This is a genomic window from Streptomyces sp. NPDC088246 (assembly GCF_044741025.1).
Lineage (GTDB): Bacteria > Actinomycetota > Actinomycetes > Streptomycetales > Streptomycetaceae > Streptomyces.
On record NZ_JBIURV010000022.1, the window covers coordinates 78,046 to 103,966 of the forward strand.

Annotated in this window: 22 protein-coding genes and 3 tRNA genes; 13 read left to right on the forward strand and 12 right to left on the reverse strand. The window is 71.0% G+C overall.

The features are described 5' to 3' along the window. Positions 1-158: 158 nt before the first annotated feature. Positions 159-1,604, reverse strand: coding sequence for an FGGY family carbohydrate kinase (locus ACIPEK_RS27790; RefSeq protein WP_383070223.1), 1,446 nt, complete (start codon positions 1,602-1,604; stop codon positions 159-161). Between the two features lie 70 nt (positions 1,605-1,674). Then, positions 1,675-1,974: a YtxH domain-containing protein gene (locus tag ACIPEK_RS27795; RefSeq protein WP_402001290.1), complete on the reverse strand. Its 300-nt coding sequence runs from the start codon at positions 1,972-1,974 to the stop codon at positions 1,675-1,677. A 181-nt stretch (positions 1,975-2,155) separates the two neighbouring features. Here ACIPEK_RS27795 and ACIPEK_RS27800 point away from each other — a divergent pair. The 6 genes from ACIPEK_RS27800 to ACIPEK_RS27825 all read left to right on the forward strand — a co-directional run bounded on the left by ACIPEK_RS27800 (position 2,156) and on the right by ACIPEK_RS27825 (position 6,713). Beyond that, positions 2,156-2,228, forward strand: a tRNA-Asn gene (locus tag ACIPEK_RS27800). 5 nt (positions 2,229-2,233) lie between these two features. Beyond that, positions 2,234-2,306 (forward strand) — tRNA-Asn (locus ACIPEK_RS27805). Between the two features lie 234 nt (positions 2,307-2,540). Next, positions 2,541-2,614: transfer RNA gene (locus ACIPEK_RS27810), tRNA-Ile, on the forward strand. A 499-nt stretch (positions 2,615-3,113) separates the two neighbouring features. Then, positions 3,114-3,305 carry a hypothetical protein gene (locus tag ACIPEK_RS27815; RefSeq protein ID WP_402001293.1) on the forward strand — a complete coding sequence of 64 codons (192 nt, stop codon included), beginning with the start codon at positions 3,114-3,116 and terminating at the stop codon, positions 3,303-3,305. Positions 3,306-3,435: 130 nt separating this feature from the next. Then, positions 3,436-5,322 carry an ABC transporter ATP-binding protein gene (locus ACIPEK_RS27820; protein WP_402001295.1) on the forward strand — a complete coding sequence of 629 codons (1,887 nt, stop codon included), beginning with the start codon at positions 3,436-3,438 and terminating at the stop codon, positions 5,320-5,322. Positions 5,323-5,447: 125 nt separating this feature from the next. Continuing rightward, positions 5,448-6,713: an MFS transporter gene (locus ACIPEK_RS27825; protein ID WP_383079772.1), complete on the forward strand. Its 1,266-nt coding sequence runs from the start codon at positions 5,448-5,450 to the stop codon at positions 6,711-6,713. A gap of 4 nt (positions 6,714-6,717) precedes the next feature. Here the strand turns inward: ACIPEK_RS27825 and ACIPEK_RS27830 are convergent, their stop codons facing one another. Together ACIPEK_RS27830 and ACIPEK_RS27835 are read right to left on the reverse strand one after the other, a co-directional pair. Further along, positions 6,718-8,172, reverse strand: coding sequence for a carboxyl transferase domain-containing protein (locus ACIPEK_RS27830; RefSeq protein WP_402001300.1), 1,455 nt, complete (start codon positions 8,170-8,172; stop codon positions 6,718-6,720). Next, a complete protein-coding gene (locus ACIPEK_RS27835) occupies positions 8,165-9,628 on the reverse strand; it encodes an acyl-CoA synthetase (protein WP_402001303.1) in 1,464 nt (487 codons plus the stop codon). The genes ACIPEK_RS27830 and ACIPEK_RS27835 overlap by 8 nt, the downstream gene beginning before the upstream one ends. Positions 9,629-9,912: 284 nt before the next feature. On the opposite strand from ACIPEK_RS27835, the gene ACIPEK_RS27840 reads away from it, so the two are divergent. Then, positions 9,913-10,344 (forward strand): Lrp/AsnC family transcriptional regulator, encoded by a 432-nt coding sequence (locus ACIPEK_RS27840; protein ID WP_093897145.1) that lies wholly within the window; start codon positions 9,913-9,915, stop codon positions 10,342-10,344. Here ACIPEK_RS27840 and ACIPEK_RS27845 read toward each other — a convergent pair. From ACIPEK_RS27845 to ACIPEK_RS27855, 3 genes are all read right to left on the reverse strand, one after another. Next, on the reverse strand, positions 10,322-11,950 hold the full coding sequence (locus ACIPEK_RS27845; RefSeq protein WP_402001306.1) for a GAF domain-containing protein: 1,629 nt from the start codon (positions 11,948-11,950) through the stop codon (positions 10,322-10,324). The genes ACIPEK_RS27840 and ACIPEK_RS27845 overlap by 23 nt on opposite strands. A 21-nt stretch (positions 11,951-11,971) precedes the next feature. Then, entirely contained in the window at positions 11,972-13,009 is a 1,038-nt protein-coding gene (locus ACIPEK_RS27850; protein WP_402001309.1) for a rod shape-determining protein, read from the reverse strand. A gap of 147 nt (positions 13,010-13,156) precedes the next feature. Continuing rightward, on the reverse strand, positions 13,157-13,723 hold the full coding sequence (locus ACIPEK_RS27855; RefSeq protein WP_402001312.1) for a hypothetical protein: 567 nt from the start codon (positions 13,721-13,723) through the stop codon (positions 13,157-13,159). Between the two features lie 78 nt (positions 13,724-13,801). On the opposite strand from ACIPEK_RS27855, the gene ACIPEK_RS27860 reads away from it, so the two are divergent. Next, the gene (locus tag ACIPEK_RS27860) at positions 13,802-14,569 is read left to right on the forward strand and encodes a hypothetical protein (protein ID WP_402001315.1); all 768 of its coding nucleotides are present in this window, start codon (positions 13,802-13,804) and stop codon (positions 14,567-14,569) included. Positions 14,570-14,805: 236 nt separating this feature from the next. Here the strand turns inward: ACIPEK_RS27860 and ACIPEK_RS27865 are convergent, their stop codons facing one another. Further along, positions 14,806-15,249, reverse strand: coding sequence for a MarR family winged helix-turn-helix transcriptional regulator (locus tag ACIPEK_RS27865; RefSeq protein WP_402001318.1), 444 nt, complete (start codon positions 15,247-15,249; stop codon positions 14,806-14,808). Positions 15,250-15,403: 154 nt separating this feature from the next. Here ACIPEK_RS27865 and ACIPEK_RS27870 point away from each other — a divergent pair, with 154 nt between their 5' ends. The 4 genes from ACIPEK_RS27870 to ACIPEK_RS27885 all read left to right on the forward strand — a co-directional run bounded on the left by ACIPEK_RS27870 (position 15,404) and on the right by ACIPEK_RS27885 (position 18,469). Next, on the forward strand, positions 15,404-16,423 hold the full coding sequence (locus ACIPEK_RS27870) for an NADP-dependent oxidoreductase (protein ID WP_402001321.1): 1,020 nt from the start codon (positions 15,404-15,406) through the stop codon (positions 16,421-16,423). An 89-nt stretch (positions 16,424-16,512) separates the two neighbouring features. Continuing rightward, entirely contained in the window at positions 16,513-16,941 is a 429-nt protein-coding gene (locus ACIPEK_RS27875) for an organic hydroperoxide resistance protein (protein ID WP_402001324.1), read from the forward strand. Between the two features lie 109 nt (positions 16,942-17,050). Further along, entirely contained in the window at positions 17,051-17,842 is a 792-nt protein-coding gene (locus ACIPEK_RS27880; RefSeq protein ID WP_402001327.1) for an EI24 domain-containing protein, read from the forward strand. A gap of 15 nt (positions 17,843-17,857) precedes the next feature. Then, complete coding sequence (locus ACIPEK_RS27885) at positions 17,858-18,469, forward strand: LysE family transporter (protein ID WP_383080570.1); 612 nt, start codon at positions 17,858-17,860, stop codon at positions 18,467-18,469. Between the two features lie 38 nt (positions 18,470-18,507). Here ACIPEK_RS27885 and ACIPEK_RS27890 read toward each other — a convergent pair whose 3' ends face one another. Both ACIPEK_RS27890 and ACIPEK_RS27895 read right to left on the reverse strand, forming a co-directional pair. Further along, positions 18,508-20,466 (reverse strand): flavin monoamine oxidase family protein, encoded by a 1,959-nt coding sequence (locus tag ACIPEK_RS27890; RefSeq protein WP_402001330.1) that lies wholly within the window; start codon positions 20,464-20,466, stop codon positions 18,508-18,510. Between the two features lie 119 nt (positions 20,467-20,585). Continuing rightward, positions 20,586-21,182: a TetR/AcrR family transcriptional regulator gene (locus ACIPEK_RS27895; protein ID WP_402001333.1), complete on the reverse strand. Its 597-nt coding sequence runs from the start codon at positions 21,180-21,182 to the stop codon at positions 20,586-20,588. A gap of 151 nt (positions 21,183-21,333) precedes the next feature. On the opposite strand from ACIPEK_RS27895, the gene ACIPEK_RS27900 reads away from it, so the two are divergent. Beyond that, positions 21,334-23,805 (forward strand): glycoside hydrolase family 3 protein, encoded by a 2,472-nt coding sequence (locus ACIPEK_RS27900; RefSeq protein WP_402001336.1) that lies wholly within the window; start codon positions 21,334-21,336, stop codon positions 23,803-23,805. Positions 23,806-23,900: 95 nt separating this feature from the next. Here the strand turns inward: ACIPEK_RS27900 and ACIPEK_RS27905 are convergent, their stop codons facing one another. Together ACIPEK_RS27905 and ACIPEK_RS27910 are read right to left on the reverse strand one after the other, a co-directional pair. Next, positions 23,901-24,899, reverse strand: coding sequence for an aldose epimerase family protein (locus ACIPEK_RS27905; protein WP_402001339.1), 999 nt, complete (start codon positions 24,897-24,899; stop codon positions 23,901-23,903). Between the two features lie 11 nt (positions 24,900-24,910). Further along, on the reverse strand, positions 24,911-25,828 hold the full coding sequence (locus tag ACIPEK_RS27910) for an SGNH/GDSL hydrolase family protein (RefSeq protein WP_402001342.1): 918 nt from the start codon (positions 25,826-25,828) through the stop codon (positions 24,911-24,913). Positions 25,829-25,921: the final 93 nt, after the last annotated feature.

Consider the following 25,921-nt stretch of genomic DNA (forward strand, 5'->3'; position numbering starts at 1 on the left):
GGAGTCGGCAGAGGTCGGGAGTCGACCCATTTTCCGGTACCCCCGACGGGGACTGCGAACGATTTTATTCAAGACCAGGTCAAAAAAAAGACCGAGTACACATGTGGAAGATCGATCTCCGTCGGGTGTACCCGGTCATGTCACGCAGGGTGGTCGGTTCAGGGCGCGGAGTCGAACGCCCCCGGATGGATCTGGTCGCGCGTGGCCATGTACTGCTGGCGCACCGCCCGGCCGACCGCCAGCTCCTCGCCCGGCTCCAGCACCTGCGCCGCGGCACCCTGCCAGGCCGGGGGAGTGAGTGGATCGGCCGTCCCCTGCGAGACCCCCAGTGCCCAGGCCGCCTGCCGGGCCGCGCCCAGCGCCGCGTACTCGGCGGGCTGCGGCACGACCACCTGCGTGCCGAACAGTGCGGGCGCGAGCCCCTGCACTGCGGGCAGTTCGGCCGCCGCCCCCAGCAGGAACACCCGCCGCACCTCGACACCGCGGCCGCGCAGTACATCGAGCGCGTCGGCCAGCGAGCACAGCATTCCCTCGAACGCCGCCCGCGCCAGATGCTCCGGCTTCATCGACTCGCGCCGCAGCCCGCACAGCGTCCCCGCCGCGTGCGGCAGGTGCGGGGTGCGCTCGCCCTCCAGATACGGCAGGAGTACGAGCCCGGAGGCGCCCGGCGTCGACTTCAGCGCCAGCGCGGACAGCTCCTCCAGCCCCTCGACGCCCAGCATCTCGACGGACCCGCGCAACGCGCGTACCGCATTCGACGTGTGCACCACCGGCAGATGCATCCCGGTCGCGTCCGCGAACGAAGTGATCATCCCGCTCGGATCGGACAGCGCCTCGTGGTGCACCGCCATGACCGAACCCGACGCGCCCAGCGACACCACCGCGTCGCCGGCCCCGACCCCGAGCCCGAACGCCGCCGCCATCGTCTCGCCGGTCCCCGCGGAGATCAGCAGCCCCTCGGGTGTCGTCCCGGCCGCATCGGAGGGGCCGAGCACCTCGGGCAGCGCCGCCTGGTGCCCGAGCGCGAGCTCCACCAGGTCGGGCCGGTAGGCACCACTGCCCGCCGACCAGTAACCGGTGCCGGACGCGGCACCCCGGTCGGTGGTCCGCCGGGTCGGCCGCCCCAGCAGCTGCCACACCAGCCAGTCGTGCGGCTGCAGCACCGAGGCCACGCGCTGTGCCGCCTCCGGCTCGGTGCGTGCCAGCCAGCGCAGCTTCGACACCGGCTGCGTGGCCTGCGGCACCGACCCGACCGCCTCGGCCCAGGACTGCCGCCCGCCGAGCCCGTCGATCAGATCGGCCGCGGCGACCTGCGCCCGTCTGTCATTGCCGAGCAGTGCCGGGCGCACGAGATTGCCCTGGTGGTCCAGCGGCACCAGACCGTGCTGCTGCGCGGAGACACCGATGGCCTGCACACCTTCGAGCAGCCCTCCGGTAGCGGCCTCACCGAGCGAGAGCAGCCACGCCTGCGGGTCGACCTCGGTGGCCTTCGCCTCGACGGGGTGTGCGGCGTACCCCCGGCGCAGCACGGCGCCCGTGTCCGTATCGCAGACGACGATGTGTGTGAAGGCGGAAGAACTGTCCAAGCCGGCGACTATGCCCATGCCGAAGATTCTGCCGCACCGCCGGAGCGTTTCCGTACCGGTGGCGCGGCAGTGGGCGGGCGGCATCCGACTAGGTGTTGGTGGTGCCCCAGTCGTCCTCGCCGTTCTGGCCGCGGTCCCGCAGCGAGCGCACCCGGTCGGCCACCGAGGCGGGCATCTTGTCGCCGACCTTGTCGCTGACCACGTGGTAAGCCTTGCCGGCCAGATCGCGGCCGCTCTGTGCCGCGGACTCGGCGGTATTGCGCACGGCCGGGTTCTGGGCGAACTGACGTGCGGACTTCTTCAGCTGCTCGTAACGCTCGCGCCCGGCCCGGGTGCCGATCACGTATCCGAGGGCCAGTCCGGCGATGAACGTGAGCCGGTACCGCATGGCTGCCACCCTTCCTTGCTCAGTGCGACGTGTGCTGCCCGCCTACCCGCGGGCGCCCGAGATCACCCCGGGCGATACCGATTGGCAAAGCACCCCCCTGCTTGCGCTAATGTATGTGTCGCAGCGAACGCACGCCGCCCGGCAGGAGCCAGGCAGGTAGGGTTCGGTGCAAACGCAGCAATCCCCTGTAGCTCAATTGGCAGAGCAGCCGGCTGTTAACCGGCAGGTTACTGGTTCGAGTCCAGTCGGGGGAGCGCGATCCCCTGTAGCTCAATTGGCAGAGCATTCGGCTGTTAACCGGAGGGTTACTGGTTCGAGTCCAGTCGGGGGAGCGGAACGGAAGAGGGCCCTGAGGGGTCCTTTTTCGCGTGCCTGTCGTCGGCCCTTCGCCGTGATGCGTGTGGGGTGCACGTGACTCTTTCGCGTCTACTTCGCTCCGTTCGGAACCGGGCAGGGAGCGGCGCAGTCTTCATGGTCGTGCGAAGCCGACCATCCGGAGCGGGAGATCGTATGACCGGCTATGCTGCGGCAGACGGCGCGCACACTTGTACGCGCCACGCCGAAAAGGGGCGGTAGCTCAGCCGGTTAGAGCAGCGGACTCATAATCCGTCGGCCGTGGGTTCGAGTCCCACCCGCCCCACTGTTGCTGTTCCGGCAGAAACGTTATGACCTGCGTGTCTGCAGGCGACAGGGCCCCCATGGATTCCGTGGGGGCCCTCACCATAGCTCCGGACCAAGATCAAGTGGCCGCGCCGCGGCCCGGCGCGTCGCCCGCCAGATCTCTCGTGTCGTCAAGGGCCGTGCGGGCAGACTCCATTGTGTGCGGCGCAGCGCGGCTGCGAAGCGTTCGTCAGGTCCGTGCCGCCCGCGGGATCGGCTTGTTCGGGCTCCGTTGAAGAGTATTGCCATGGGCAAAGGTGTCCAGTCGCTGAAGGGCTCTCGCTGAAGGGCTGTCGGCGCCCTGGTTCCGGGGTGTCCGGAGAGTCACCTATGACAACGCTCTGAAGGTTTACGGTATTTCGTGACTTTTATCTGAATTACGGCTTGTACGACTTGTTGGTCGTAGGGGGCAGTCGTAGTGTCGGTAGTGCCGCAGCAAGAACCAGGAGCGGCACAGATACCTTCCAAAGGAGACGAAGATGAACGTACGCAGCATCTTCGACCACAGGGGCGGGGACGACGGTTACGGCGGCTACGGTCGCGGACGCGGCGGACGCGGCGGTTTCGGACGCGGCGGACGCGGTGGACGCGGCGGAGGCGGCGGTTACGGACGCGGCGGACGCGGCGGACGCGGCGGTTATGGCCGTGGCGGCGGTGGCTGGGGCTACTGACCCGACATTCCCGACACCATCCCCGAAACGAGGCAGGCTCGCGCTACGGCGCGGGTCGGCCTCGCGGTTCTGGGGTCCGCGCGCCTATGGAGATGGTCCATAGTCCGAGCACCTCTGTGACGTGACGCCCATGCGCCTTCGCAGCTCACCCCGGCGCCCAGCGCCCTTGGAAGAGACTTCTCAGGACTCGGTGACGGATGTACCGATCCGTACCGATCCCATCAGCATCGCGGTGGCATTCCGGCGCTTCTGGCCACTGACCGGAGGCGACCGGCGCTGGCTCATCCTCATCTTCCTGTGCGTCATCCTGGCCGCCATCGCCGAGACCGTCACGGTCCTGCTCTTCGCCAAACTCACCGACACCGCTCTGCAGACCGGCTCCGTCAGCGCCTTCTGGAAACCTGCCGGCCAGTGGCTCGCCGTGGCCGTCGTCGGTGCCGTGGTGGGATACCTGGGCAGCTCGATCGCGGCCTGGGTCGCCGAACGCTTCGTGATGAGGCTGCGGGCCCGTGTCTTCAGCCACCTCCAGACGCTCCCGCCGCACTTCTACCAACGCAATCGCCGCGGTGACCTGGTGGAGCGGCTGACGGGTGACGTGGATGCCATCGAAGCGCTCGTGGTCTCCGGCATCGTCGGGGCGGCCTCGGCCCTGTTCAGTGCGCTCTTCTACGCGGCCGCCGCCGTGTGGCTGCGCTGGGATCTGGCCCTGGCCACCTTTGTCATGGTGCCGTTCTTCTGGTTCACGACCACCCGCTTCGCCGGTCCCCTGCGCGCCGTGTCCCGGCGCGGCCGCGCGGCGGACGGCGCCATCACGGCAGTGGTCGAGGAGACGTTGGTCAACGTCGTCATGACCCAGGCGTACAACAGGCAGCACGACGAGGAGGAGCGGCTCCTCAGCAAGGCACGTATCCGGCTGAAGACGGCGGTCAAGGCCGTCCGCCTCACCGAGTTCTACGAGCAACTCGTCGAGGTCCTCGAAACGTTGTGCGTCCTGGCGATCATCGGTCTGGGGGCGTGGGAGATCTCCCGGCAGCGGATGACGCTCGGACAGTTGCTGGCCTTCGCCGCCTTCATCGGCTACCTCTATCCGCCGATCCGTTCCCTGGGCCAGCTGGGCCTGACGGCCACCGCCGCGACCGCGGGAGCCGAACGGCTGCTGGAGATCCTCGACGCCGAGCCCGCCGTCACCGAACCGGCCGCCTCCGTGCCCGCCCCGCCCCGAAACCGCGCGACCGGCGAGGTGGAGGCGTGTCAGGTCCTCTTCCACTACCCCGGCAGCAACGAGCCGGTTCTCCGGGATCTCTCGTTCACCGCGAGCCCGGGGGAGCTACTGGTCGTCACCGGCCCCAGCGGCGCGGGCAAGTCGACTCTGGCGGCTCTGCTGCTGAGGTTCTACGACCCGGATGCCGGCAGTATCCGGCTGGACGGCGTGTCCGTGGACCAGCTGCCACTGACCTACCTCCGCCGGAACATCACGCTGCTGCCCCAGGAAACGCTCGTCCTGCACGACACCATCGAGGAGAACATCGGCTGCGGGCGCACCGATGTGAGCCACCGTGACGTCGTGGAAGCCGCGAAGGCGGCCGACGCCCATGGGTTCATCCGCACCTTGCCAGAGGGATATGACACCGTCATTTCCACCGGCACTTCGCGGCTTTCCGGAGGCCAGCTGCAGCGCATCGCCATCGCCCGCGCCATGCTGCGCGACGCGCCCGTCCTCCTCCTCGACGAGCCCACCACCGGACTGGACAGAATGGCCGCACAGCGCATCCTCGCGCCGCTGCGGCGCCTCGCCGAGGGACGCACCACCATCGTGATCACGCACGACCTGGCCCTCGCCGCGGACGCCGACCGCATCCTTGTTCTGGACGAGGGACGTCTGGTGGAGTCGGGCACACATACCCAACTCCTGGGCCGGAGAGGTCTGTACGCCACTCTGTTCGAGCGCCGTGCCCAACAACCACATAACGGCACTGTGTACTCGACTGCCCGCCCGTCAGGAATCCACTGGCGGTAGGCGGGCGGGAGCGGGCGCCGAACTGCGCGGCCGGTCGCGCCTCCTGACGCGGAGGTATGGCCGGGAACAGACTGTGCCCGATGGGGACCGGACCGCCGGGCACACGCCGGTCGTTACCATCCGCTGTGACCGAAACAGCCGAAGAACCCGCACATCGCACACGAATACTCGCCGACCTGACGCCGCTGCGGACCTCCCCCGACTACCGGCGGCTCTGGTTCGGGAACACGGTCTCCTGGATCGGGCAGGGAATGACGGCGCTCGCCGTCTCGCTCCAGGTCTACGACATCACCGGGTCCGCCTTCTCGGTCGGGCTCATCGGGTTCTGTTCGTTCCTGCCGCTGGTCGTCTTCGGGCTGTACGGCGGTGCCGTCGCGGACACCATCGACCGCCGCAAGCTGGGACTGGCCAGCTCCGCGGGGTCTTTCGTCCTCTCCGTCGGGCTGGTGGCCGCCACCGTCGCCGGGGTGGAACAGGTGGGGCTGCTGTACGCGATCGTCGCCCTGCAGGCGGCCTGCTTCGCGCTCAACGCACCGGCCCGCAGCTCGATGATCGCCCGGCTGCTGCCGGCCGAGCAGCTGCCCGCCGCCAACGCGCTCACCTCCATGACCAGCACCACCGGCACGCTGGTCGGGCCGATGCTCGGCGGGATCGTCGTCGGCTGGTGGGGATACCGGGCCGCGTACACCGTCGACGCCGTCACCTTCACCGCCTCGCTGTACGCGATGTGGCGGCTTCCCTCGATGCTTCCGGAGCGGGAGGAGGGCGCGGGCGGCAAACGGGCATCCGTCGCGGACGGGCTGCGCTTCCTGGGGACCAGGCCGAATCTGCGGATGACCTTCTTCACCGACCTGTGCGCCATGGTGCTGGCCCATCCCCGGGCGCTGTTCCCCGTCGTCGCCGTGGTCTGGTACGGCGGTGACGCGAAGACCACCGGGCTGCTGGTCGCCGCTCCCGCGCTGGGGGCGCTGCTCGGCGGGGTGTTCTCCGGGTGGCTGGGACGCGTCCGCCGCCACGGACTCGCCGTGCTCATCGCCGTCGCCTGCTGGGGCACCGCCATCGCGGTCTTCGGGCTGACCCGTCAGCTCTGGCTCGGGCTGATCCTCCTGGCGCTCGCCGGATGCGCGGACAACACCTCGATGGTCTTCCGGAACACCATGCTCCAGGCGGCCGTTCCGGACGAGATGCGAGGACGGCTGCAGGGCGTGTTCATCGTCGTCGTGGCGGGCGGACCGAGGCTCGGGGACTTCGTGGCCGGATCGGTCGCCGATCTGGCCACGCCCGGCGTGGCGGTGACCGGCGGTGGGATCGCGTGTGTCGTCGCCGTGGCACTGCTGGGGCTGCGGTGGCGCGGGTTCGCGCGGTACGACGCGAAGGACCCGCAGCCCTGACGGCTCAGAGCCCCGGCGGCACCGGGCCCACCACGGCGCGGGCGATGCCCAGCTCCACCAGGTCCTGGGGGCGCAGCCGCAGCTGGTCGGCCGTGGTACGCACCTCGTCCGGGGTGCGTTTCAGGATCGCCGCCGCCGATTCCGGGGCGATCACCGAGAAGTAGCTGTCCTGGGTGACATAGGTGTTTCCCGGTGCCGCCAGGGCCAGTGCGCCGCCCGAACCGCCCTCGCCGATCACCAGCGTCGTGACGGGGACCCCGGCCTCGGCTATCGCCGCGAAGGTGTCGGCGATGGCCGCGCCCGCGCCCGCCCGTTCCGCCTCGGCGTCGTTCGCCGCGCCCGGGGTGTCGATCAGGGTGAGTACGGGAACACCGAGCCGGTCGGCCAGCCGGATCACCCGGGCCGCCGTGCGGTAGCCGGCCGGTCGGGTCGCGGTGCCGCACTGGGCGACGTACGCGATCGTCCGGCCGTCGCGCCGCCCGAAACCGCAGCGCAGTCCCGGATCCGTACCACCGCAGCGGTCGCCGCCGAGCGGGAGCCGGTGGTCGAAATACGCGTCCAGATACGCCTCGGCGCGTGGCCGGGAGGGGGAGCGGGCCTGCCGGACCGCGTCCCAGCCGGTCACCGGGAGACCGGTGGCGGACAGGGCGTCCGGCACCGGAGCGGGTCCGGGGGCCGGGGAACCGGGTGCGTGGGGCGCCGCGTCCCAGCCGGTCACCGGGAGACCGGTGGCGGACAGGGCGTCCGGCACCGGAGCGGGGCCGGGGGCCGGGGAACCGGGTGCGTGGAGCGCCTGCAGCCAGCGGGCCACCGTCTCCGGGAGCTCGTCCGGCGGGACGACGGCGTCGATCTGGCCCGCGGCCAGCTGGCCCTCGGCGGTGTACGCGTGGGGGTCCGCGTCCGCGGGCCGCACCCGGGACCCGGCGAACCCCACCTGGGCGCCCGGCAGCGCCAGGATCACATCGGCGCCCGCGCCCAGCGTTGCCCAGCCGCCGCCCGTCGTCGGATCACGCAGGACCGCGAGCTGAGCGGGGCCGGCCGCCCGCAGCCGCGCCGAGGCGCGGGCCACGCGCTGCAGCTGGGTCAGGGCGACCATGCCCTCCTGCATCCGGCTGCCGCCCGTCGCGATGAGCGAGACCAGCGGAAGCCTCCGGGTCCGGGCGGCCTCGTACGCGGCCTCCAGCAGGTCCCCGGTGCGCTGCCCGAGTGAGCCGCCCAGGAATCCGAACTCGAACGAGACCAGGACACAGCTCCGGCCTCCGACGGACGCGAGGCCGTGGACGACGGACTCCTCCTCGCCGGTACGGGCGGCGGCGCGGGCCCGGGAGTCCGCGTACCCGGCCCAGGACAGGGGCCCGTCCCCATCCGTGTCGTGGTCGGCCACGCCGGATTCGACGAACTCCTCGAACTCGGTGGCGACGGCCGCGATCGCCGCCCTCGCCGTCAGCCGGTCAGGCATGGAGCGACCGCTTCATGATCTTGCCCAGGTCGTTGCGGGGCAGTGCGTCCAGGTAGCGGACCGTGCGCGGGCGCTTGTGCGGGGACAGCTGGGTGGCCACATGGTCCGCGAGTTCGTCCTCCGTCGGGGGCGAGGCGGGGTCGTCCGGCACCACCCAGGCGACGATCCGCTCGCCCAGATCCGGGTCCGGCTCACCGGTGACGGCGGCCTCGCGGACACCGGGGTGGTCGAGGAGCGCGTTCTCGATCTCACCGGCGCCGATCTTGTACCCGCCGCTCTTGATCAGATCGGTGGCCTTGCGGCCGACGATCCGTACATAGCCGTCGGTGTCACGGGTGGCCATGTCTCCCGTGCGGAACCAGCCGTCCTCGGTGAGCGCGGCGGCCGTGGCGTCGGGGCGGTTCAGATAGCCGGTGAAGAGGTTCGTACCGCGCACCTGGATCTCGCCGATGGCGTCGGGGTCGGTGAGGACGGTGCCGTCCTCCTCCACCAGGCGGAGCTCGACGCCGCGCAGGGGGGCGCCGACCGTGCCGGGGCGTGGTTCGCCGTCGGCCCGGACGCCCGTGTTCATCAGGGTCTCCGTCATGCCGTACCGCTCGATGACCCGGCGGCCGGTCGCCGCCGCGATCCGCTCGTGGTCGTGGACCGGCAGTGCGGCAGACCCGGACACCAGCAGCCGGGCCCCGGCCAGCGCCTTCGCCAGCTCGGCCGCGCCGGGGGCGGAGCCGTCGAGAGCCTCGGCCAGCCGGTGGTACATCGTCGGTACGCCGAAGAGCATCGTGCCGCCGGACGACAGCTCCCGGGCCACACCGTCGGTGGAGAACCTGCCCAGGTGCCGTACCGATCCGCCACGGCGCAGCGGACCGAGCACGCCCAGGATCAGACCGTGCACATGGAACAGCGGCAGGGCGTGGACGAGCACGTCGTCGCCGGTCCACCGCCAGGCGTCCTCCAGCGCGTCCAGCGACGCGGCGATCGCCCGCCGCGGCAGGATCGCGCCCTTGGGCGGGCCCGTGGTGCCGGAGGTGTAGACGATCAGCGCGGGGGACTCGGGGGAGGGCTCCGGGAGCGCGGCGCCACCGTCCTCGCCGTCCGGGGCCGTGTCGACATCGATACGGCCCAGCGTGTCCAGCACCGGCGGGAGCACGTCGCCCGCCCCGGCCAGCACCACGGTCGGTTCGCTGTCGGCCACGATGTGCGCGAGTTCGCGCGTGCCCGTCTTCGGGTTGAGCGGCACCGCAGGCACCCCGGCCCGCAGCGCGGCCACGACGGCGACCACGGTCTCGGGCGTGGGCGTGGCCCATACGGCGACTCGTCCGGCACCACTGAGACGCGTGGCGAGCGCGGTGGAGGCGGTGGCCAACCGGTCGTACGTCAAGGTGTGTTCGCCGAATCGGGTGGCTTCCCGGGCGGAACCGTCATCCGGCACAAACAGAAGAGGAGTCACCTGCCGCACCCTAGCCCGGCGCCCCTGGGCCCGTCCGGCGACCGGTTCGCCCTCAACCGCCGGACGGGCTCAAAAGATGTCCTCGACCGCCGGACGGACCCGAAGACGCCCCGGCCGGCTCCGAAGAAGCCACCGGCCCGGCGGGACCACCGAGCCCGTCCGGCGTCCGAGGACGGAACCCGTGGCGGTGGGGCGCCCGAACCCGCGTGCGGCCGAGCCTCGCACGGCGAGGCGGAGAGCTCCGGATGCGCCTTGCGAAGTCGTAATCCGGACAAAGCTGCGACAATCGCAGTATGGACCGTCTGGACAGGGAAATCCTCGGCATCCTGCAGGAGGATGCCCGGATCTCGTACCGCGATCTGGGCGTACGGGTCGGACTCAGCGCCAACGCCGCGGCCGACCGGGTGCGCCGGCTGCGGCGCGACGGGGTCATCCGCGGCTTCACCGTGATCATCGACCCGGCCGCCGACACCCGTACGGGCCTTGTCGTCTTCATCGACGTGTCGCTGCGGATGGATACGACGAACGAGGTGTTCGAGCGGGCGGTGCTCGCCCTGCCCGGCATCACCGAAGTGGTGCATGTGACCGGCGGCCACGACTATCTCGTACGGGCCGCCGTCGCCGACACCGCAGCGCTGGACGGACTGCTGCGCAGGCTCAAGCGGGAGGCCGGCGTCGCCCACTCCAACACCCGCGTAGCGCTCAGAGCGGCGCCTGCCAGGTGAAGGTCGGTGAGCGCGAGCCGTCCTCGTTCCGGCCGTCGTCGGCGACCACCAGCCGGACCGCGGCCCGCCCGTCCGGCAGCACGGCCGCCGCATCCACCGCCACCTCGATCGCCGACACCCCGGCCCGCCGGTGCGCGGCCGCGAGGGCACTCCGCAGCGCGGTGAGCAGCCGCCGGTCCACGGGGTCCCGGACCAGTGTGTCGACCGCCCCGTCGAAGTGCACCGATGGCTGGAAGCCGAGGACGGCCGCGGCGCCCCTGGTCTCCCGCAGCACCCGGCCGCGGAACGTGGCGGGGACCTCGGCGGGCGGCTGCTGGAGGGTGAAGATCGCCGTCCGTACCTCCTGAATGGTGGAGTCCAGCTCGTCGGCGGCCTTGCCGAGCAGCTCGTCCGACTCCGGGGCGGCGGCCCTGCGGCGGGTCGACTCCAGCATCATCTCGGTCGCGAACAGCCGCTGGACGACGAGGTCGTGCAGATCGCGGGCGATCCTGTCCCGGTCCTCGTACACCGCGAGCTGTTCCCGGTCGTGCTGGGCGTCCGCCAGGACCAGGGCGAGTGCGGCCTGCGAGGCGAACTGGGAGGCCAGCAGCCGGTCCGCGGCCGTGTACGGGCGGTCGCCGCGCCGCCGGGGCAGGGCCAGGGTGCCGATCAGCCGCCCGCCGCTCTGCAGCGGCAGCATCATGCTGGGGCCGAACCGCGACCGCACATGCGTCGTCATCCGCGGATCGGTCGCCGAATCCTCGATGAACACCGGTTCGCCACCCAGCAGTTGGACCAGCACGGCGGAGCCGGGCTCGATGGTCGTACCGACGATCCCGGCCGGATCGTCGAGCGTGGACGCGGTGACGGCCTCCATCCCGCCCTCCTTGTTCGGCTGGAGGATCACCCCGGCACAGGCGTCGGCGAGGGCTCTGGCCCCCTCGGCGACGGTCATCAGCGCGTCGGCCGCGTTCCCGCCGGTCAAAAGGGTGGTGGTGACGGCGGCCGCCCCCTCGATCCAGCGCTCCCGCTGCCGGGCCGCCTCGTACAGCCGGGCATTGCCGATCGCGATTCCGGCCTGCGAGGCCAGCACCTGCAGCAGCGCCATGTCCGTATCGGTGAAGCGGCCGGTGTGTTTCTCGGTGAGGTAGAGATTGCCGAACACCTGGTTCTGCACCCGGATCGGCGACCCGAGGAAGGAGTGCATCGGCGGGTGGCCGGGCGGCACCCCGCAGGAGCGCGGGTCGGTGGTCAGATCGTCCGAGCGCAGCGGCTGCGGTTCGTCGATGAGGACGCCGAGCATCCCCGAGTGCCCGTCCGGGAAGTGGCCGATGCGCTGCCGCTCGGTGTCGTCGAGGCCCGAGGTGATCAGCTCGCTGATGGTGCCGCGCTCGGCGTCGAGCACGCCGAGCGCACCGTACCGGGCCCCGGTCAGTGCGGTGGCGGCGTCCACGATCTGCTGGAGGGTGGCGCCCAGTTCCAGGTCGGTGCCGACGCTCAGCACCGCTTCCAGGAGCATCGGCAGCCGGGGTGCCTGCGGAGTGCCGGCCGCGGCGGCCGTCTCCTCGGCCGGGGGCCCGGCGGCCGCGTTCGCCGCCGCCGCCGTGTTCGCTGTCTCTTCGGTCATGCGCCGCACCCCGCGCGGTGGTCAGCAGGCGAGCGGGTCGAGAACCAACGGCTCGATCTTCCCGTCCAGCATCGCACCGAGCCCCAGTACGGAACACACGTCGGGCCGCTCGGCGATGTGCACGGGCACACCCGTGGCATTCCGCAGCATCTGTTCGAGACCGGGCAGCTGCGCGCTGCCGCCGACCATCATGATCCCGCAGTCGGCGATGTCGGCCACCAGGTCGGGCGGACAGGCGCGCAGGATCTTGCCGAGGCCGTCGAGCACCGCGGTCAGCGGCGCGTGGATCGCCTGACGCATCGCGGCGGTGTCGACCTGCACCGAGCGGGCCAGGCCGGTCGCCACGTCCCGGCCGTGGATCTCGGTCGTGGCGGGACCGTGCGCGGTCAGACCGTTGCCGCTGAGCGCCACCTGGAGCGGGCGTACGGACTGGCTCGGCAGCATCAGCTCGTGGTGCTGGCGCAGATGCTGGATCACCGCGTGATCGATGGCGTCGCCGCCGACCGGGATGCGTGCGGCGGTCACGATCGAACCGAGCGAGAGCACCGCGATCTGGGTGGTCGCCGCCCCGCACACCATGATCATGGAGGCGGTCGGCTGCTCGACGGGGAGCCCGCAGCCGACGGCCGCCGCGATCAGGGTGTCGACGAGTTCGACCCGCCGGGCGCCCAGCCCGACCAGTGTCTCGACGGTGGCCCGCTGGGCGAGCGGATCGCTGTCGTGCGGGGTGCAGGCGGCGGCCCGCAGCCGGGGCTTGCGGCGCAGCTGGCGGCGGAGCTTCTCGCCGAGCAGCTGGCGGAGCATGCGCTGGGCCATCTCGATGTCGATGACGGTTCCGCCGGTGACCGGGTGGACCACCCGGATGTAGTCGGGGGTGCGGCCCGTCATCTGTTCGGCGAGCGTGCCGACGGCGATGAGTGAGCCGGTACGGGTGTTCATGGCGGCGGCACTCGGCTCGTCGACGACGAGCCCGAGCCCCTTGACGAACACGCGGGTCCGGGCGGCCCCGAGGTCGACGGCGACATGGCAACGGCGCAACTGCTCAAGGCTGACGGTCACGGCAGGTTCTCCCGAGAGCGCTGATGGGGGTACCGGCGGCAGCCGGCTCTCTTCGCATCGTGCGCCGTTCGGAGTCATTGCGCGCGTCGGGATGGGCCGTAGGGGTACAAAGCTGACGAACCGACAGAAAAGTACGGTACGGGGAAGTCAGTCGGGCAGCAGCCGCTGGAACAGCCCCCAGGTGAATTCGGCGACATACGGCTCACCCGTCCCGGGCGCGGTGATCGCGAGCGCCCACCGGGTCGGTGCGCTGCCTTCCATGGGGCGGGCCGGTGCGAAGGCCCGTGCGACTTCGTCCACCGTGCCCGACCAGGGGCGCAGGTCCTCGACCGTACGCAGCTCGGGGCCCGGCGCTCCCGGCGCCCGGACCAGCCATTCGTTCCATACGGCCCCGCCCGGCGCGACCATCACCTCGAACCGCAGATCCGGCCAGAGCGGCACCGGCCACAGCAGCGCGTCGCACTCCAGGTCACCGATGGTGCGGTGTACGGACGACTCGGGCTCGCCGAGCACCGAACGGTAGCGGCGCAGGGCGCCCCGCCCGTGCGGCGCCCGCACCATGGCCTGCCAACGGCGGTTGGCCTCCCGCATCTCGGCGAGCGAGGCGCTCAGCTCCTGACGGGCGTCGTCGACGAGGGCGGGTTGATGGTCGGCCATCCGGCGCAACAGGACGAGCTGGAACTCACGAGGGCCGAAATGCGTGGGCGCGGTCATGGATTCAACGTTTCCACACAGGATCCTCACCTGAGCGGCTATCGAGGTTGTCCTACAGGCATCTAATCTGCGGGCGCCATGGATTACTGCCACCCGTGTCAGCGGCATCTCAACGGTGCCCTGGCCTGTGCCGGATGCGGAACCCCCGCCGAGGCGCTGAGCCACTACGCGACGCCTGCGTTCTCCGGTCACGAACCGGATGCGGAGCGCGAGACGCCCGCACCGTCCCAGCCCGGGGGCCGACGCCGCCGGGGGCGTGGTGCTGTCCAGCCCGCGCGCGGCACGCATGGTTCCCACGGGCCGGAACGGGGGGCCGGGGCGAAGGGGCGTGGCCGGCGTGCGCACCGCCGTCGCGGCCGGACGGCCCTGCTCGTCGTGCTCGGCGTGGTGCTCGCGGCCGGGGCGCTGAGCCTGGCCGAGCTGGCCATCGAGCCGAAGGGCGACGACGGCGCCTCGGACTACGTACGCGAATCGGCATCGCTCACGACCGAGCCGGCCCCTGACCCCTCGGCGAGCGACGCGGTCGAGCCGCCCGGTCCGGTGGGCGGTCCATCCGTGCTCCCGGCCACCGATTCCCATCCGGCCGATGCCACGGGAGCGGGCGGGGCGACCGGCAGCGCCCGCCCCGAGGGTTCCGCCGTGCCGGTACCGGCCTCCACCGCGCCCTCCGCCTCCACGGACCCGTCGGCCGGCCCGGGTGCCACCGAGGTGGCACCCGGCGAACCCTCGGCCTCCGTCCGGCCCGGCGACGGCCCGACGCAGTCGGCAAGCCCGGCGCCGCCCGGGCCCAGCCCGACGCCCTCGCCGACCAAGTCCGGCACGTGCTGGTTGTGGCTCTGCTGGTGAGCGGTTCGCCCGGTCGCGTGACCCCCGGCCGCGCCGCGTCCTCAGAGCCTGTCGGGTGGCCTCCGACCGGGCGGCCACGCCCTGGCACGCACGCTTCCCGCGTTGTCGTCAGTCACCGACTCCCCCCATAGCTGAAGGCATGGGGGGACCCCCTTCGCGTCGACTTCCTCCTCCGCCTTGGAATCGCACGCACCAGACCGCGTCCGCCACCCGATCGGAGGTCACCCGACAGGCTCTCAGGCGCGGCGCGGGCCTGATTCGCCCAGCATCCGCCGCAGCAGATCCCGCAGCAGCGCCCGGTCCCCGTCCGACAGCTCGGCCAGCGGCTCCCGGGCGAAAGTGAGCGAATCGCGCAGCTGCTGCGCCGTTCGTGAACCCTTCTCCGTCGGGGCGGCCAGCTTCACCCGCCGGTCGGCCGGATCCGGCCTGCGCTCCACCAGACCGCGCGTCTCGAGCCGGTCGACGATGCCGGTGATGTTCGACGGCTCGCACTTCAGCTTCTGGGCGATCTTGCGCATGGGCATCGGCTCCAGGGAGAGCAGCCCGAGGACGCGCGCCTGGGCGCCGGTGAGGGAGTGGGCCGCCGCGGCCTCGTCGTACTCCTCGTAGTAGCGCGCCACGACGGTACCGATGAGCTCGACGACTTCGAGGGTCAGAGGGTCTGTACGAGTGGTGGCCATGACACCCAGGATAGCCGGTTACTTGACAAGGTGAAATATTCAGGAGCATGGTTGTTTCACGCAATGAAGCATTTCTGCTTCCCCCGTCGACCCCCACCGGCCCGGGCGAAGCGGCTTCCCCCACCCCGTAAGGCATTGAGGAGACCCCGAGCCCATGTCTGCAGCACTTCCCACGTCCAGCCGTGAATGGCACCTCGTCGCCCGCCCCCACGGCTGGCCGAAGGCCGAGGATTTCGCGCTGCGTGAGGCTCCGGTCACCGCCCCCGGCGAGGGCCGCGTCCTCGTCCGCAATCTGTACTTCTCGGTCGACCCGTACATGCGGGGCCGGATGAACGATGTGAAGTCGTACACCCCGCCCTTCAAGCTCGACCACCCCATGGAAGGCGGAGCGGTCGGCGAGGTCATCGCCTCGAACGCGGAGGGCATCGCGGTCGGCGACCACGTCCTGCACGGCCTGGGCTGGCGCGAGTACGCCGATGTCCCGGCCGAGCACGCCGTGAAGGTCGACGCGTCGCTCGCCCCGCTCTCCGCCTATCTCGGCGTGCTCGGCATGACCGGCCTCACCGCCTACGCCGGCCTCTTCGAGGTCGCTTCCTTCAAGGAGGGCGACGCCGTCTTCGTATCCGGTGCCGCCGGTGCGGTCGGCAGCCAGGTCGGCCAGATGGCGAAGCTCAAGGGCGCCTCGCGGGTCATCGGCTCGGCCGGTTCCGACGAGAAGGTCAAGCTCCTCGTCGAGGAGTACGGCTTCGACGCGGCCTTCAACTACAAGAACGGCCCGGTCGCCGAGCAGCTGCGCGCGGCCGCCCCCGACGGCATCGACGTCTACTTCGACAATGTCGGCGGCGAGCACCTCGAAGCGGCGATCTCCTCGCTCAACGTGCACGGCCGCGTCACCGTCTGCGGAATGATCGCCCAGTACAACGCCACCGAGCCGACCCCCGGCCCGCGCAACCTCGCCCTGGTCATCGGCAAGCGGCTGCGCATCCAGGGCATGCTCGTCGGCGATCACGCCGCGCTCCAGCCGCAGTTCGTCCAGGAGGTCGCCGGCTGGCTGGCCTCGGGCGAGCTGAAGTACCGGGAGACCTTCGTCGAAGGCATCGAGAACGGCTTCGACGCCTTCACGGGTCTGCTGCGTGGCGAGAACACCGGAAAGATGATCGTTTCCCTCGCCTGACAGAGGCTCCGGCGCACCCGTTAGGCTCCTCCACAGGCCGTCGCGATCGTGGGCGCGAGTCGCGGCGCACAGCAGAAGGAATTTCCGGCATGGCCATTCAGGACATCACTGTTGCCTACACCGCCGTCGCCACCGCCGAGAACGGCCGTGACGGCCGCGTCTCGTCCGACGACGGCAACCTCGACGTCATCGTCAACCCGCCCAAGGCCATGGGCGGAAGCGGCGCGGGCACCAACCCGGAGCAGCTCTTCGCGGCCGGCTACAGCGCCTGCTTCCAGGGAGCACTCGGCGTCGTGGCCCGTCAGGAGAAGGCCGACATCGCCGGCTCCACGGTGACCGCCGCGGTCGGCATCGGCAAGACCGCCGAGGGCGGCTTCGGTCTGGAGGTCGCGATCACCGCCACCATTCCGAACGTCGACACCGCAACCGCGCAGTCGCTCATCGAGAAGGCCCACCAGGTGTGCCCTTACTCGAACGCCACGCGCGGCAACATCAAGGTCGAGCTGTCGGTCGCCTGACCGCTCGAAACCGGCCGAGGGCCGCACCCCCGCGGGGGTGCGGCCCTCGGCCGTGCACCGGACACACCGCGGCGGGAAGGGCCCTCGCCCCCACCAGTACGCTGACGCCATGCGTGATCTAGGGGTGGGCTTCGGCTACTTGATAAAAGGACAGCGATGGGTCGGCGGACACGGACGCTGGTTCGGCTTCGGGCTGCTGCCCGGACTCATCACCCTCGTCCTGTATGCGGCGGCGCTCGTCGGTCTCGGCTACGGCGCCGACAACCTGGTGACCTGGGCGACCCCCTTCGCCGACGACTGGTCATCGCCCTGGATCGGCCTGCTCCGTAACACCCTGACCGTGCTGGTCTTCGGCCTCGGCCTCTTCCTCGCCGTGATCACGTTCACCGCCGTGACGCTGCTGGTCGGCCAGCCCTTCTACGAGTCGCTCTCCGAGCAGGTCGACCGTACGGAAGGCGGCGATGTCCCCGAGTCCGGGCTGCCGCTCTGGCAGGAGCTGTGGATATCCGCCCGCGACAGCGTCCGCATCCTGGTGCGGGTGGGGCTGTACGCGGTGCTGCTCTTCGCCCTCGGATTCATTCCGGTCGTCGGCCAGACCGTCGTCCCCGTGATCGGCTTCTGCGTCACCGGCTACTTCCTCGCCGAGGAGCTCACCGCTGTCGCACTCCAGCGCCGCGGCATGGTCCTGAAGGACCGCCTCGTCCTGCTGCGCGGGCGCCGCATGCTGACCCTCGGCTTCGGCGTACCGCTGGGAATAGCCTTCCTCGTCCCGTTCGTCGCCGTGTTCCTGATGCCGGGCGCCGTCGCCGGAGCCACCCTGCTGGCACGGGACCTGGTGGCGTCCGACGAGGACGGGGACGATGACGCGACCCCCGCCCGCTACACCCTCGACAAGGGCTGAGAAGATTCCGCGCCCATGACCGAGATCATCGCTGTCGCCGTCATCACCGTCCTCGCCGTCATCAGTCCGGGCGCGGACTTCGCGATGGTCGTCCGCAACAGCTGTCTCTACGGCCGTACGACCGGGCTGCTGGCCGCCGTCGGAGTCGCCGCGGGCGTGCTCGTCCATGTCACGTACACGATGCTCGGCGTCGGGCTGCTGATCGCGTCCTCGACCGCCCTGTTCACCGCGATCAAACTGGTCGGCGCGGCCTATCTCGTCTACATCGGGGTGCGGACCTTCCTCGCCCGCAGCGATCTCGGCGTCGACCTGGACTCGAAGCCGCAGCTGACCCGGCTCGGGGCCCTGCGCACCGGCTTCCTCACCAATGCGCTCAACCCCAAGACCACGCTCTTCGTCGTGTCGACCTTCACCCAGGTCGTCGGGCCCACAACCGGCCTGTGGCAGCAGGCCGGCTACGGGTTGTTCATGTCCGTCGCCCATCTCGGCTGGTTCGGCCTGGTCGCGCTGTTCTTCTCGAATGCGCGTCTGCGCACCGCGATGCTGAGGTGGCAGAAGGTCCTCAACCGGGGCATCGGATCGGTGCTCGTCGGACTGGGCGTCACCCTGGGCCTGGGAGGGCACTGAAGATCCTGGCCCGCTGAGCGACGCCCGCCGGACACGGGTCAGCTGCTGTGCACCTCCAGCGCGGACCTGACCGCCGACTCCAGGGCCCCCTCGATCCAGGCCGGCTTGATCGAGGTGTGGCAGCCGGCGAAGTGCAGCGGCCCCTCGACCGAGCGCACATCGGCGAACAGCTCGGTGTGCTGGCCCGGCAGCAGCACCGAGGCCTCGCCGTACGCGTACGGATCACGCATCCACGACTGGGTGGCGCCGACGCCCGTGTAGAAGACCTCGATGCGCTGCCCGTACACGTCCTGCACCCCGCCCAGGGCGTGCGGATAGCGCTCGTCGTCGTCCAGCGAGTCCCACTTCAGCGCGTCGTCGGCCCAGCTGTACGAGGCGAGGACGACGCCGCCCGAGCTCCCCTTGACCGGGTGGGACGGCTGGAACATGAAGCGGTTGGGGTTGTCGGTGACCGATCCGCCGCCGATGACATGCGCCGCCTCGGGCTGGTTGCGGGCGGTGGCCCGGTACGCCGCGTAGTGCACGCGCTGGTTGGGCGGGAGATGACCGGGCGGTACGGAGGGGTGGGCGCCCAGCAGTGAACCGTCGGCCGGCGCCCTGCCCAGCCGGTAGGCCTCGTACAGACCGGGCCGGACCTTGTCCAGCTCGCTCTTCCAGTCCTTCTCCTCGAACTCCCACCAGCGGAGGCTGAATTCGAGCAGCACCTTGGTCGCCGCGTCGTAGTGGATCTCGGTGATCGCGCGGCGCTTCCCGTACGAGAGCGCGGGAGCGACGGGGATGTGGCGCAGCCCGGAGAACGGCACGGTGATGACCGCCCGGTCGCCGGTGAACGTCTCGCGCACGAGCGGCTTGCCGTCCCGGCCCTCGGAGACCGTCTCGACCCGGACGCGGTCCGCGCCGTAGCTGATCCTGGTGGCCCGGCGGTCCAGCCGCACGATGTCCTTGACCCGCTTGTACATCGCGTCGGCAAGGGTGGCCGTGCCGTCCGGCAGCTCGAAGAACGCGGTGTCCGGGCTGATCAGGGAGGCCCCGATGAAGCTGTGCACAAAGGCGAGATGGAGCCGGGAGGTGAGGTTCTCGACCGTGCCGATGAGGTCGATGGTGCGCTCGTCGAGCTTGGCCGCCTCGGTCAGGAAGCGGAACATCGACCAGTGTCCGTACCGCTGGATGACCCGCGCCCAGCCCTCGACGAGTTCGCGGCCCTCCTTGCCCTCGAACTCCTTGCGCACGGGTGCGAAGGCCTCCCGCACGATCGTCGCGGCGGTCTTGTTCTCGAACTCCGCGGGGACCCCGAACGAGCGGTTGATCGCCTGCGGCTTCTGTGCGTAGTCGGCCTTGCGCATCCGGATGCCGTTGACATGGATCCAGGTGTGGTTGACCGGCCGGCCCTCGGTGTCGACATCGACCAGGTAGAAGCGGCGGCGCTTCAGGTCGAAACTGTCCATGAGCCCGGTGACGAGCGGGTGGCTGTCGGGGATCCGCATGGCGCCGGCCTCGGCGTACTGCTTCGGGTCGGCGAACGGCGCCTTCGCGTTCTCGTGTCCGCCCTTGCGGAAGGTCTTGATCCGGCCGCCGACGCGGTTGCCGTTGGCCTCGATCACGGTGACCGTGTGCCCTGCGCTGCGGAGCAGATGGGCGGCGGTGAGCCCGGCCGGGCCCGCGCCGACGACCAGCACCTTCTTGGGGGCCTTGCGGCTGCGCGGCAGGCCCTTGGACAGCAGGATGTCGCGGTAGCGGGGGACCAGCGGCTGGTCCTGTTCGTCGCGTACGAGGATGGCGCGGGCGATGGTCAGGCAGGCGTCCCAGTCCGAGCCGGGGGCGGCCGCGGGCGCGAGCGCGGTACCGGATGCGGCGGACGCACCAAGGGCGCCCGGCGCGGCGGCACTTGCGGAGCCCACGGCGGTCGTGGCAAGGGCGGCGGCACCGGCGGCGGCACCTGTGATCACGGTGCGCCGGGAGGGCAGGCCGGAGGAAGGCCCGGCAGGCTTGGAAGTCATGCGCCCCACCCTGAGGCGCCCGGGAGGGTGACCTTTGCCCGGACGCGCGTAGATCGCTCGGAAATCACCCGCAGGTGGGGATTGTCGATCTTGTCGTACAGGCGTCGCTGCAGGTCATGTCATGATCGAGGGTTCTCCGGAGCATCCGATTCCGTCGACCGCAAGAGCGTCAGGAAGTCCTGGAAAGCCGCCGGCATGTCCACCGAATCCGGGTCCAGCAGCCACTGGTACTGAAGCCCGTCCATCATCGCCACCAGCAGCGGCGCCGCGCGCTCCGGACTCAGGCCGCCCGGCAGCCGCTCGCCGTACTCGGCGCGCAGCATCGCCGCCATGCTCGCCCGGACCTGGGTGTAGCGGCGGGTGAAGAACTCCCGCGCGGGATGACCCTCCGTCACGCTCTCGCCGAGCAGCGCCGAGAACGTCTGGACGATGCCGGGCCGCATCGCGTTGTACTCGACGAGCGAGGCCAGCAGATCGATCCGCCACGTGCCGTCGCTCCGGGTGCCGCCGCCCGTGTCCCATTGGTCGCGCTCCTCCAGCACGGCGACGAGCAGCGCCTCCTTGGTCGGGAAGTAGTGCAGGAGCCCCTGCTGGCTGAGGCCGACCCGCTCGGCGACGGCGCTCAGTGTGGCGCCGCGATAGCCGCGCTCGGCGATCACTTCGAAAGTGGCGCGGAGAATCTCCGCCCGCCGCTCCGCGCTTCTGGTCCGCACCATCTCCGGCCCCTTCCGGTGCTCCATCGGTTCCGCCCCGAGGACCGTACGCCATTCCCGTAAATTACAGACCGATAACGAAGCCTACTGCTCTACCGGCAGCGGAGTCAGTATGGAGACATTCAGTGCAGGAATCCGACGAGGAGGTACGGCCGTGGCAGGCGCGTCCACATCCACCAATCCCGATGCGGTTCGTGAGGCCGCTGTCGATGCGGCGCTGGCCGCACTGGGGCTCGACGACAAGACGCGGCTCCTGGCCGGCCAGGACATGTGGTCGCTGCCCGGACTCCCCGCCGTCGGGCTGCGCTCCCTGGTGATGTCCGACGGGCCGATCGGCGTCCGCGGGGTCTCCTGGACCGCCGACGACCCGTCCGTCGCACTGCCCTCGCCCACCGCGCTCGCCGCGACCTGGGACCCGGCCCTGGCCCGCCGGGCCGGCCGGCTGCTGGCCCAGGAGGCCCGCCGCAAGGGGGTGCACGTCCTTCTCGCCCCGACCGTGAACCTCCACCGGTCCCCGCTCGGCGGGCGCCACTTCGAGACGTACAGCGAGGACCCGTACCTCACCGGCGAGATCGGCACCGGCTATGTGCGGGGCGTGCAGGACGGCGGCGTCGGTACGACCGTCAAGCACTTCGTCGCCAACGACGCCGAGACCGACCGCTTCACCGTCGACAACATCGTCGCCCCGCGAACCCTGCGCGAGATCTATCTCGCCCCGTTCGAAAGGATCGTCAAGAACGCCCACCCGTGGGGCATCATGGCCGCGTACAACCAGGTCAACGGCTCCACCATGACCGAGCACCGCTATCTGCAGAACGCGGTGCTGCGCGGCGAATGGGGCTTCGACGGCTACATCGTCTCCGACTGGCTGGCCGCCCGCTCCACCGTCGCCGCCGTCAACGGTGGCCTCGACGTCGCCATGCCGGGCCCCAGGACCGTGTACGGGAAGGCGCTCGCCGACGCCGTACGGGCCGGTGAGGTCGAGGAGTCCGTCGTCGACGGGGCCGTACGCAATGTGCTGCGGCTGGCCGCCCGCGTCGGCATCCTGGACGGCGCCCCGCCCGTCGTCGACGAGGCCGGACGCCCCGACACCGTCGACGGCGACGCCCTGGCCCGCGAGATCGCCCGCCGCTCCTTCGTCCTCGTACGCAATGAACGCGCCGCGCTCCCCATCGACCCGGCCGCCGTCCGCAAGGTCGCGCTCAGCGGGGCGCTCGCCCAGGACGCCCGGGTCCTCGGCGGCGGCTCCGCCCAGGTCTTCCCGCACCACATCGTCTCGCCGCTGGACGGCCTCACCGCCGCCCTCCCCGAGGGCGTCCTCGACTACCGCGTCGGCGCCGACCCGAACGACGATCTCACCCCCGCGGAGAAGGGCTTCGAGCTCAGGGCCGTCTGCTACGACGCCTCCGGCACCGTCATCGGCTCGGCCCCGCTGCACAGCGGCACCGTCCAGTGGATCGGCGACGGCCTCCCCGAGGGCGTGACCCGCGAGACGCTGCACAGCGTCGAGATCACCGGCACCTTCGTCCCGCGCAACGACGGCGAGCACATCTTCGGCACCCGCGGCACCGGGGGGCTCACCCTCACCGTCGCCGGCGAGACCCTGTACGACGAGGTCCACCGGGTCACCGACTCGGACGACCCCGGCGAGGCGTTCTTCGGCAACCCCGTGGAGCGCGGCCGGATCGTCCTCACCGCAGGCGAACCCGTCGAGGTCTCCCTGCGGCTGATCCCCGACACCCTGGACGACGACGAGCCGATCCCCGGCGTCTCGTTCTCCTTCTGCCACCTCGGCCCGCGTCGCGACCCCCAGGAGCTGATCGCCGAGGCCGTCGAGTCGGCCCGCGCCGCGGACACCGCGATCGTCGTCGTCGGCACCACCGAACGCGTCGAGTCCGAGGGCTTCGACCGCACCGACCTGAAGCTCCCCGGCCACCAGGACGACCTCGTCAGGGCCGTCGCCGCCGCCAACCCGAACACCGTCGTGATCGTCAACTCCGGCTCCCCGGTGGAGCTTCCGTGGCGCGACGAGGTCGCCGCGGTCCTGCTCAGCTGGTTCCCCGGCCAGGAGGCCGGTCACGCCCTTGCCGATGTCCTGCTCGGCGCCGAGGAACCGGGTGGCCGCCTCCCCACCACCTGGCCGGTCGCGCTCGCCGACGTCCCGGTCTCCTCCACCACCCCCACCGGCGGCGAACTCCACTACGAGGAGGGCGTCTTCGTCGGCTACCGGGCCTGGGAGAAGGCCGGCACCGCGCCCGCCTACCCCTTCGGCCACGGACTCGGCTACACCACCTGGGAGTACGAGAGCCTGGTGGCCGGCCCCGACACCGCCACCGTCCGCCTCCGCAACACCGGCACCCGGCCCGGAGCCGAGACCGTCCAGCTCTACCTGGCGCCCCAGGAGGACACCGCCGAACGTCCGGTCCGCTGGCTGGCCGGCTTCGTACGGGTCGAGGCGGCCCCCGGCGAGAGTGCCGAGGCAGTGATTCCGCTGGAGCGGCGCGCGTACGAGATCTGGGACGAGACGGCGTACGGCTGGACCCTCGTCCCCGGCACGTACGAGGTGCAGGCGGCCCACTCGCTCGGTGACGTACGCCTGACGACGGCCGTGGACATCAAGGAGTAGCGGCCCCCGGTACAGGAGAGCCCCGGCGCGGTGCCTGACCCCGCTCCGGGGCTCTCCTCATGCCGATTCATGCCGTCAGCGCACCTCAGCCCACCTCAGCGCACCGCAAATCCGTACACCGTCGTCGAGACGTACTCCTCGCCCGGCCGCAGCACCGTGCTCGGGAACTCGGGCCGGTTCGGGGAGTCCGGGAAGTGCTGGGTCTCCAGCGCGATCCCGGCACACGGCCCGAACGGCCGCCCGTCGAAGTGGTCCGCCGTGTACAGCTGCATCCCGGGCTCCGTCGTGGTGACGGTCAGGGCGCGCCCCGACACCGCGTCGTACAGCTCGGCCACCGGGCCCGAGCCGGCACCCTCCAGCACGAAGTTGTGGTCGTAGCCCGCGCCGACCGGCTTCGGCTCACGGAAGTCGAACCGGGTCCCGTCCACCGGCAGGAACTCGCCCGTCGGGAGCGACTCGGCGTCCGCCGGAGTGATCTGCCCGGCCGCGATCCGCAGCACCTGCCCGAGCGCGCTGCCACTGTCGCCGCCCGCGAGATTCCAGTACGTGTGATTCGTCAGGTTCAGCACCGTCGGGGCGTCCGTCGTCGCCCGGTACGCGATCCGCAGCGCCCCGCCCTCGTCCAGGGTGTACGTCGCCGACACCGTCAGACGTCCCGGGAAGCCTTCCTCGCCGCCCTCGGAGACCAGGGAGAGCCGGACACCGTCCGCCACCTCCCGCGCCTGCCACACGCGCTTGTCGAAGCCCCGGGCCCCGCCGTGCACATGGTTGCGTCCCTCATTGCGCGTCACCCGGTGCGTCCGCCCGTCCAGTTCGAAACAGGCACCACCGATCCGGTTCGCGTACCGCCCGACCAGCGCGCCGAAATACGGACCCGCATACGTCTCGTACCCGGCGAGATCCGGCAGCCCGAGCGCCACACCCGCCCGCACCCCGTCCCGGCCGGGCACCTCGACCGACTGCACGATGCCGCCGTACGTCAGGACACGCACTCGTGTACCGTCCCGCTCCAGCGTCCAGCGGTGCACTACGGTGCCGTCCGCGAGGGTGCCGAACTCTTCCGTACGCAGCGCCGTGCTCGAACCTGTGTCCATGATCACAAACCCTACGCCGGGGGCCGGGCCGAGGTGACGTTGCGGTACGCGATCTCCGCCAGCCGCGCCTGCCCGTTCCGCCCCGGATGGAACCAGTCCCACTGGCTGAGCTGCTCGCCGGTGAACCGGTAGTCGAAAACAGCTCCGCCGTCGTAACGGCAGCGCCGATCCTTCGCGCAGACCTTCCGCAGCACGTCGTTGTACGCCACGACCCGCTCCTGCACCGAGGTACGCCGGGCCACGGCGCGCGCGCCCATGTCGTCCGCGTCACCCAGCATCGACTGACAGATCCCCAGCTTCCAGATCTGCTTGCCCAGCGCATTCTCGCGCCCTGTGGACCAGAGCCGCTTGAGATCCGGCACGCTCGACACATACACCTGCGCCTTCGGCGCCCCGGCGCGCAACTGACGCATCGAAGCCTCGAACGACGCCTGGAAATCCGCCACCGGAGTCATGATCCGTGCCGAGTCCCGGCAGGCGTCATTGGCCCCGATCATCACCGTCACCAGATCCGGCTTCTCCTTCGCGGCCAGCGCCATCTGCTCCGGCAACTGCGCGATCCTGGCCCCCGTCTCGGCATGGTTCCAGCTGCGCTCGGCGGCCCCCGACTCACCGAGCAGCCGCACGGCGAGGCTGCGCACCCTGCTGTCCGTGCCGGTCGCCCAGGACACCTCCGGGCAGTCCGCCAGCACGGAACAGGCGTCGAAACCGCGGGTGATGGAGTCACCGACGGCGGCCAGCGACCCCGGTCTGCGGTCCCAGAGCGGGCCCGGCTCGGCGGGCGGCCGCCGCTTTTCGGCCGTCGCCCCCTTCGTCGTCCCGTCCCGGTCGGCGTCGCAGCCGGTCAGAGCGGCCGTACCGAGCAACGAGACGGCCGTCAGGACGGCGGCCACGGTACGCGAACGGTGGCGGGCGGAACGATCCTGCATCCCTTGGCTCCCCTCGGTTATGCCCCCGGCAACACCTTGTGGCACCGGTCGGAAGGCCCGGGCGCCCCGCAGGGTGAAAGCTGAGCGAATGAT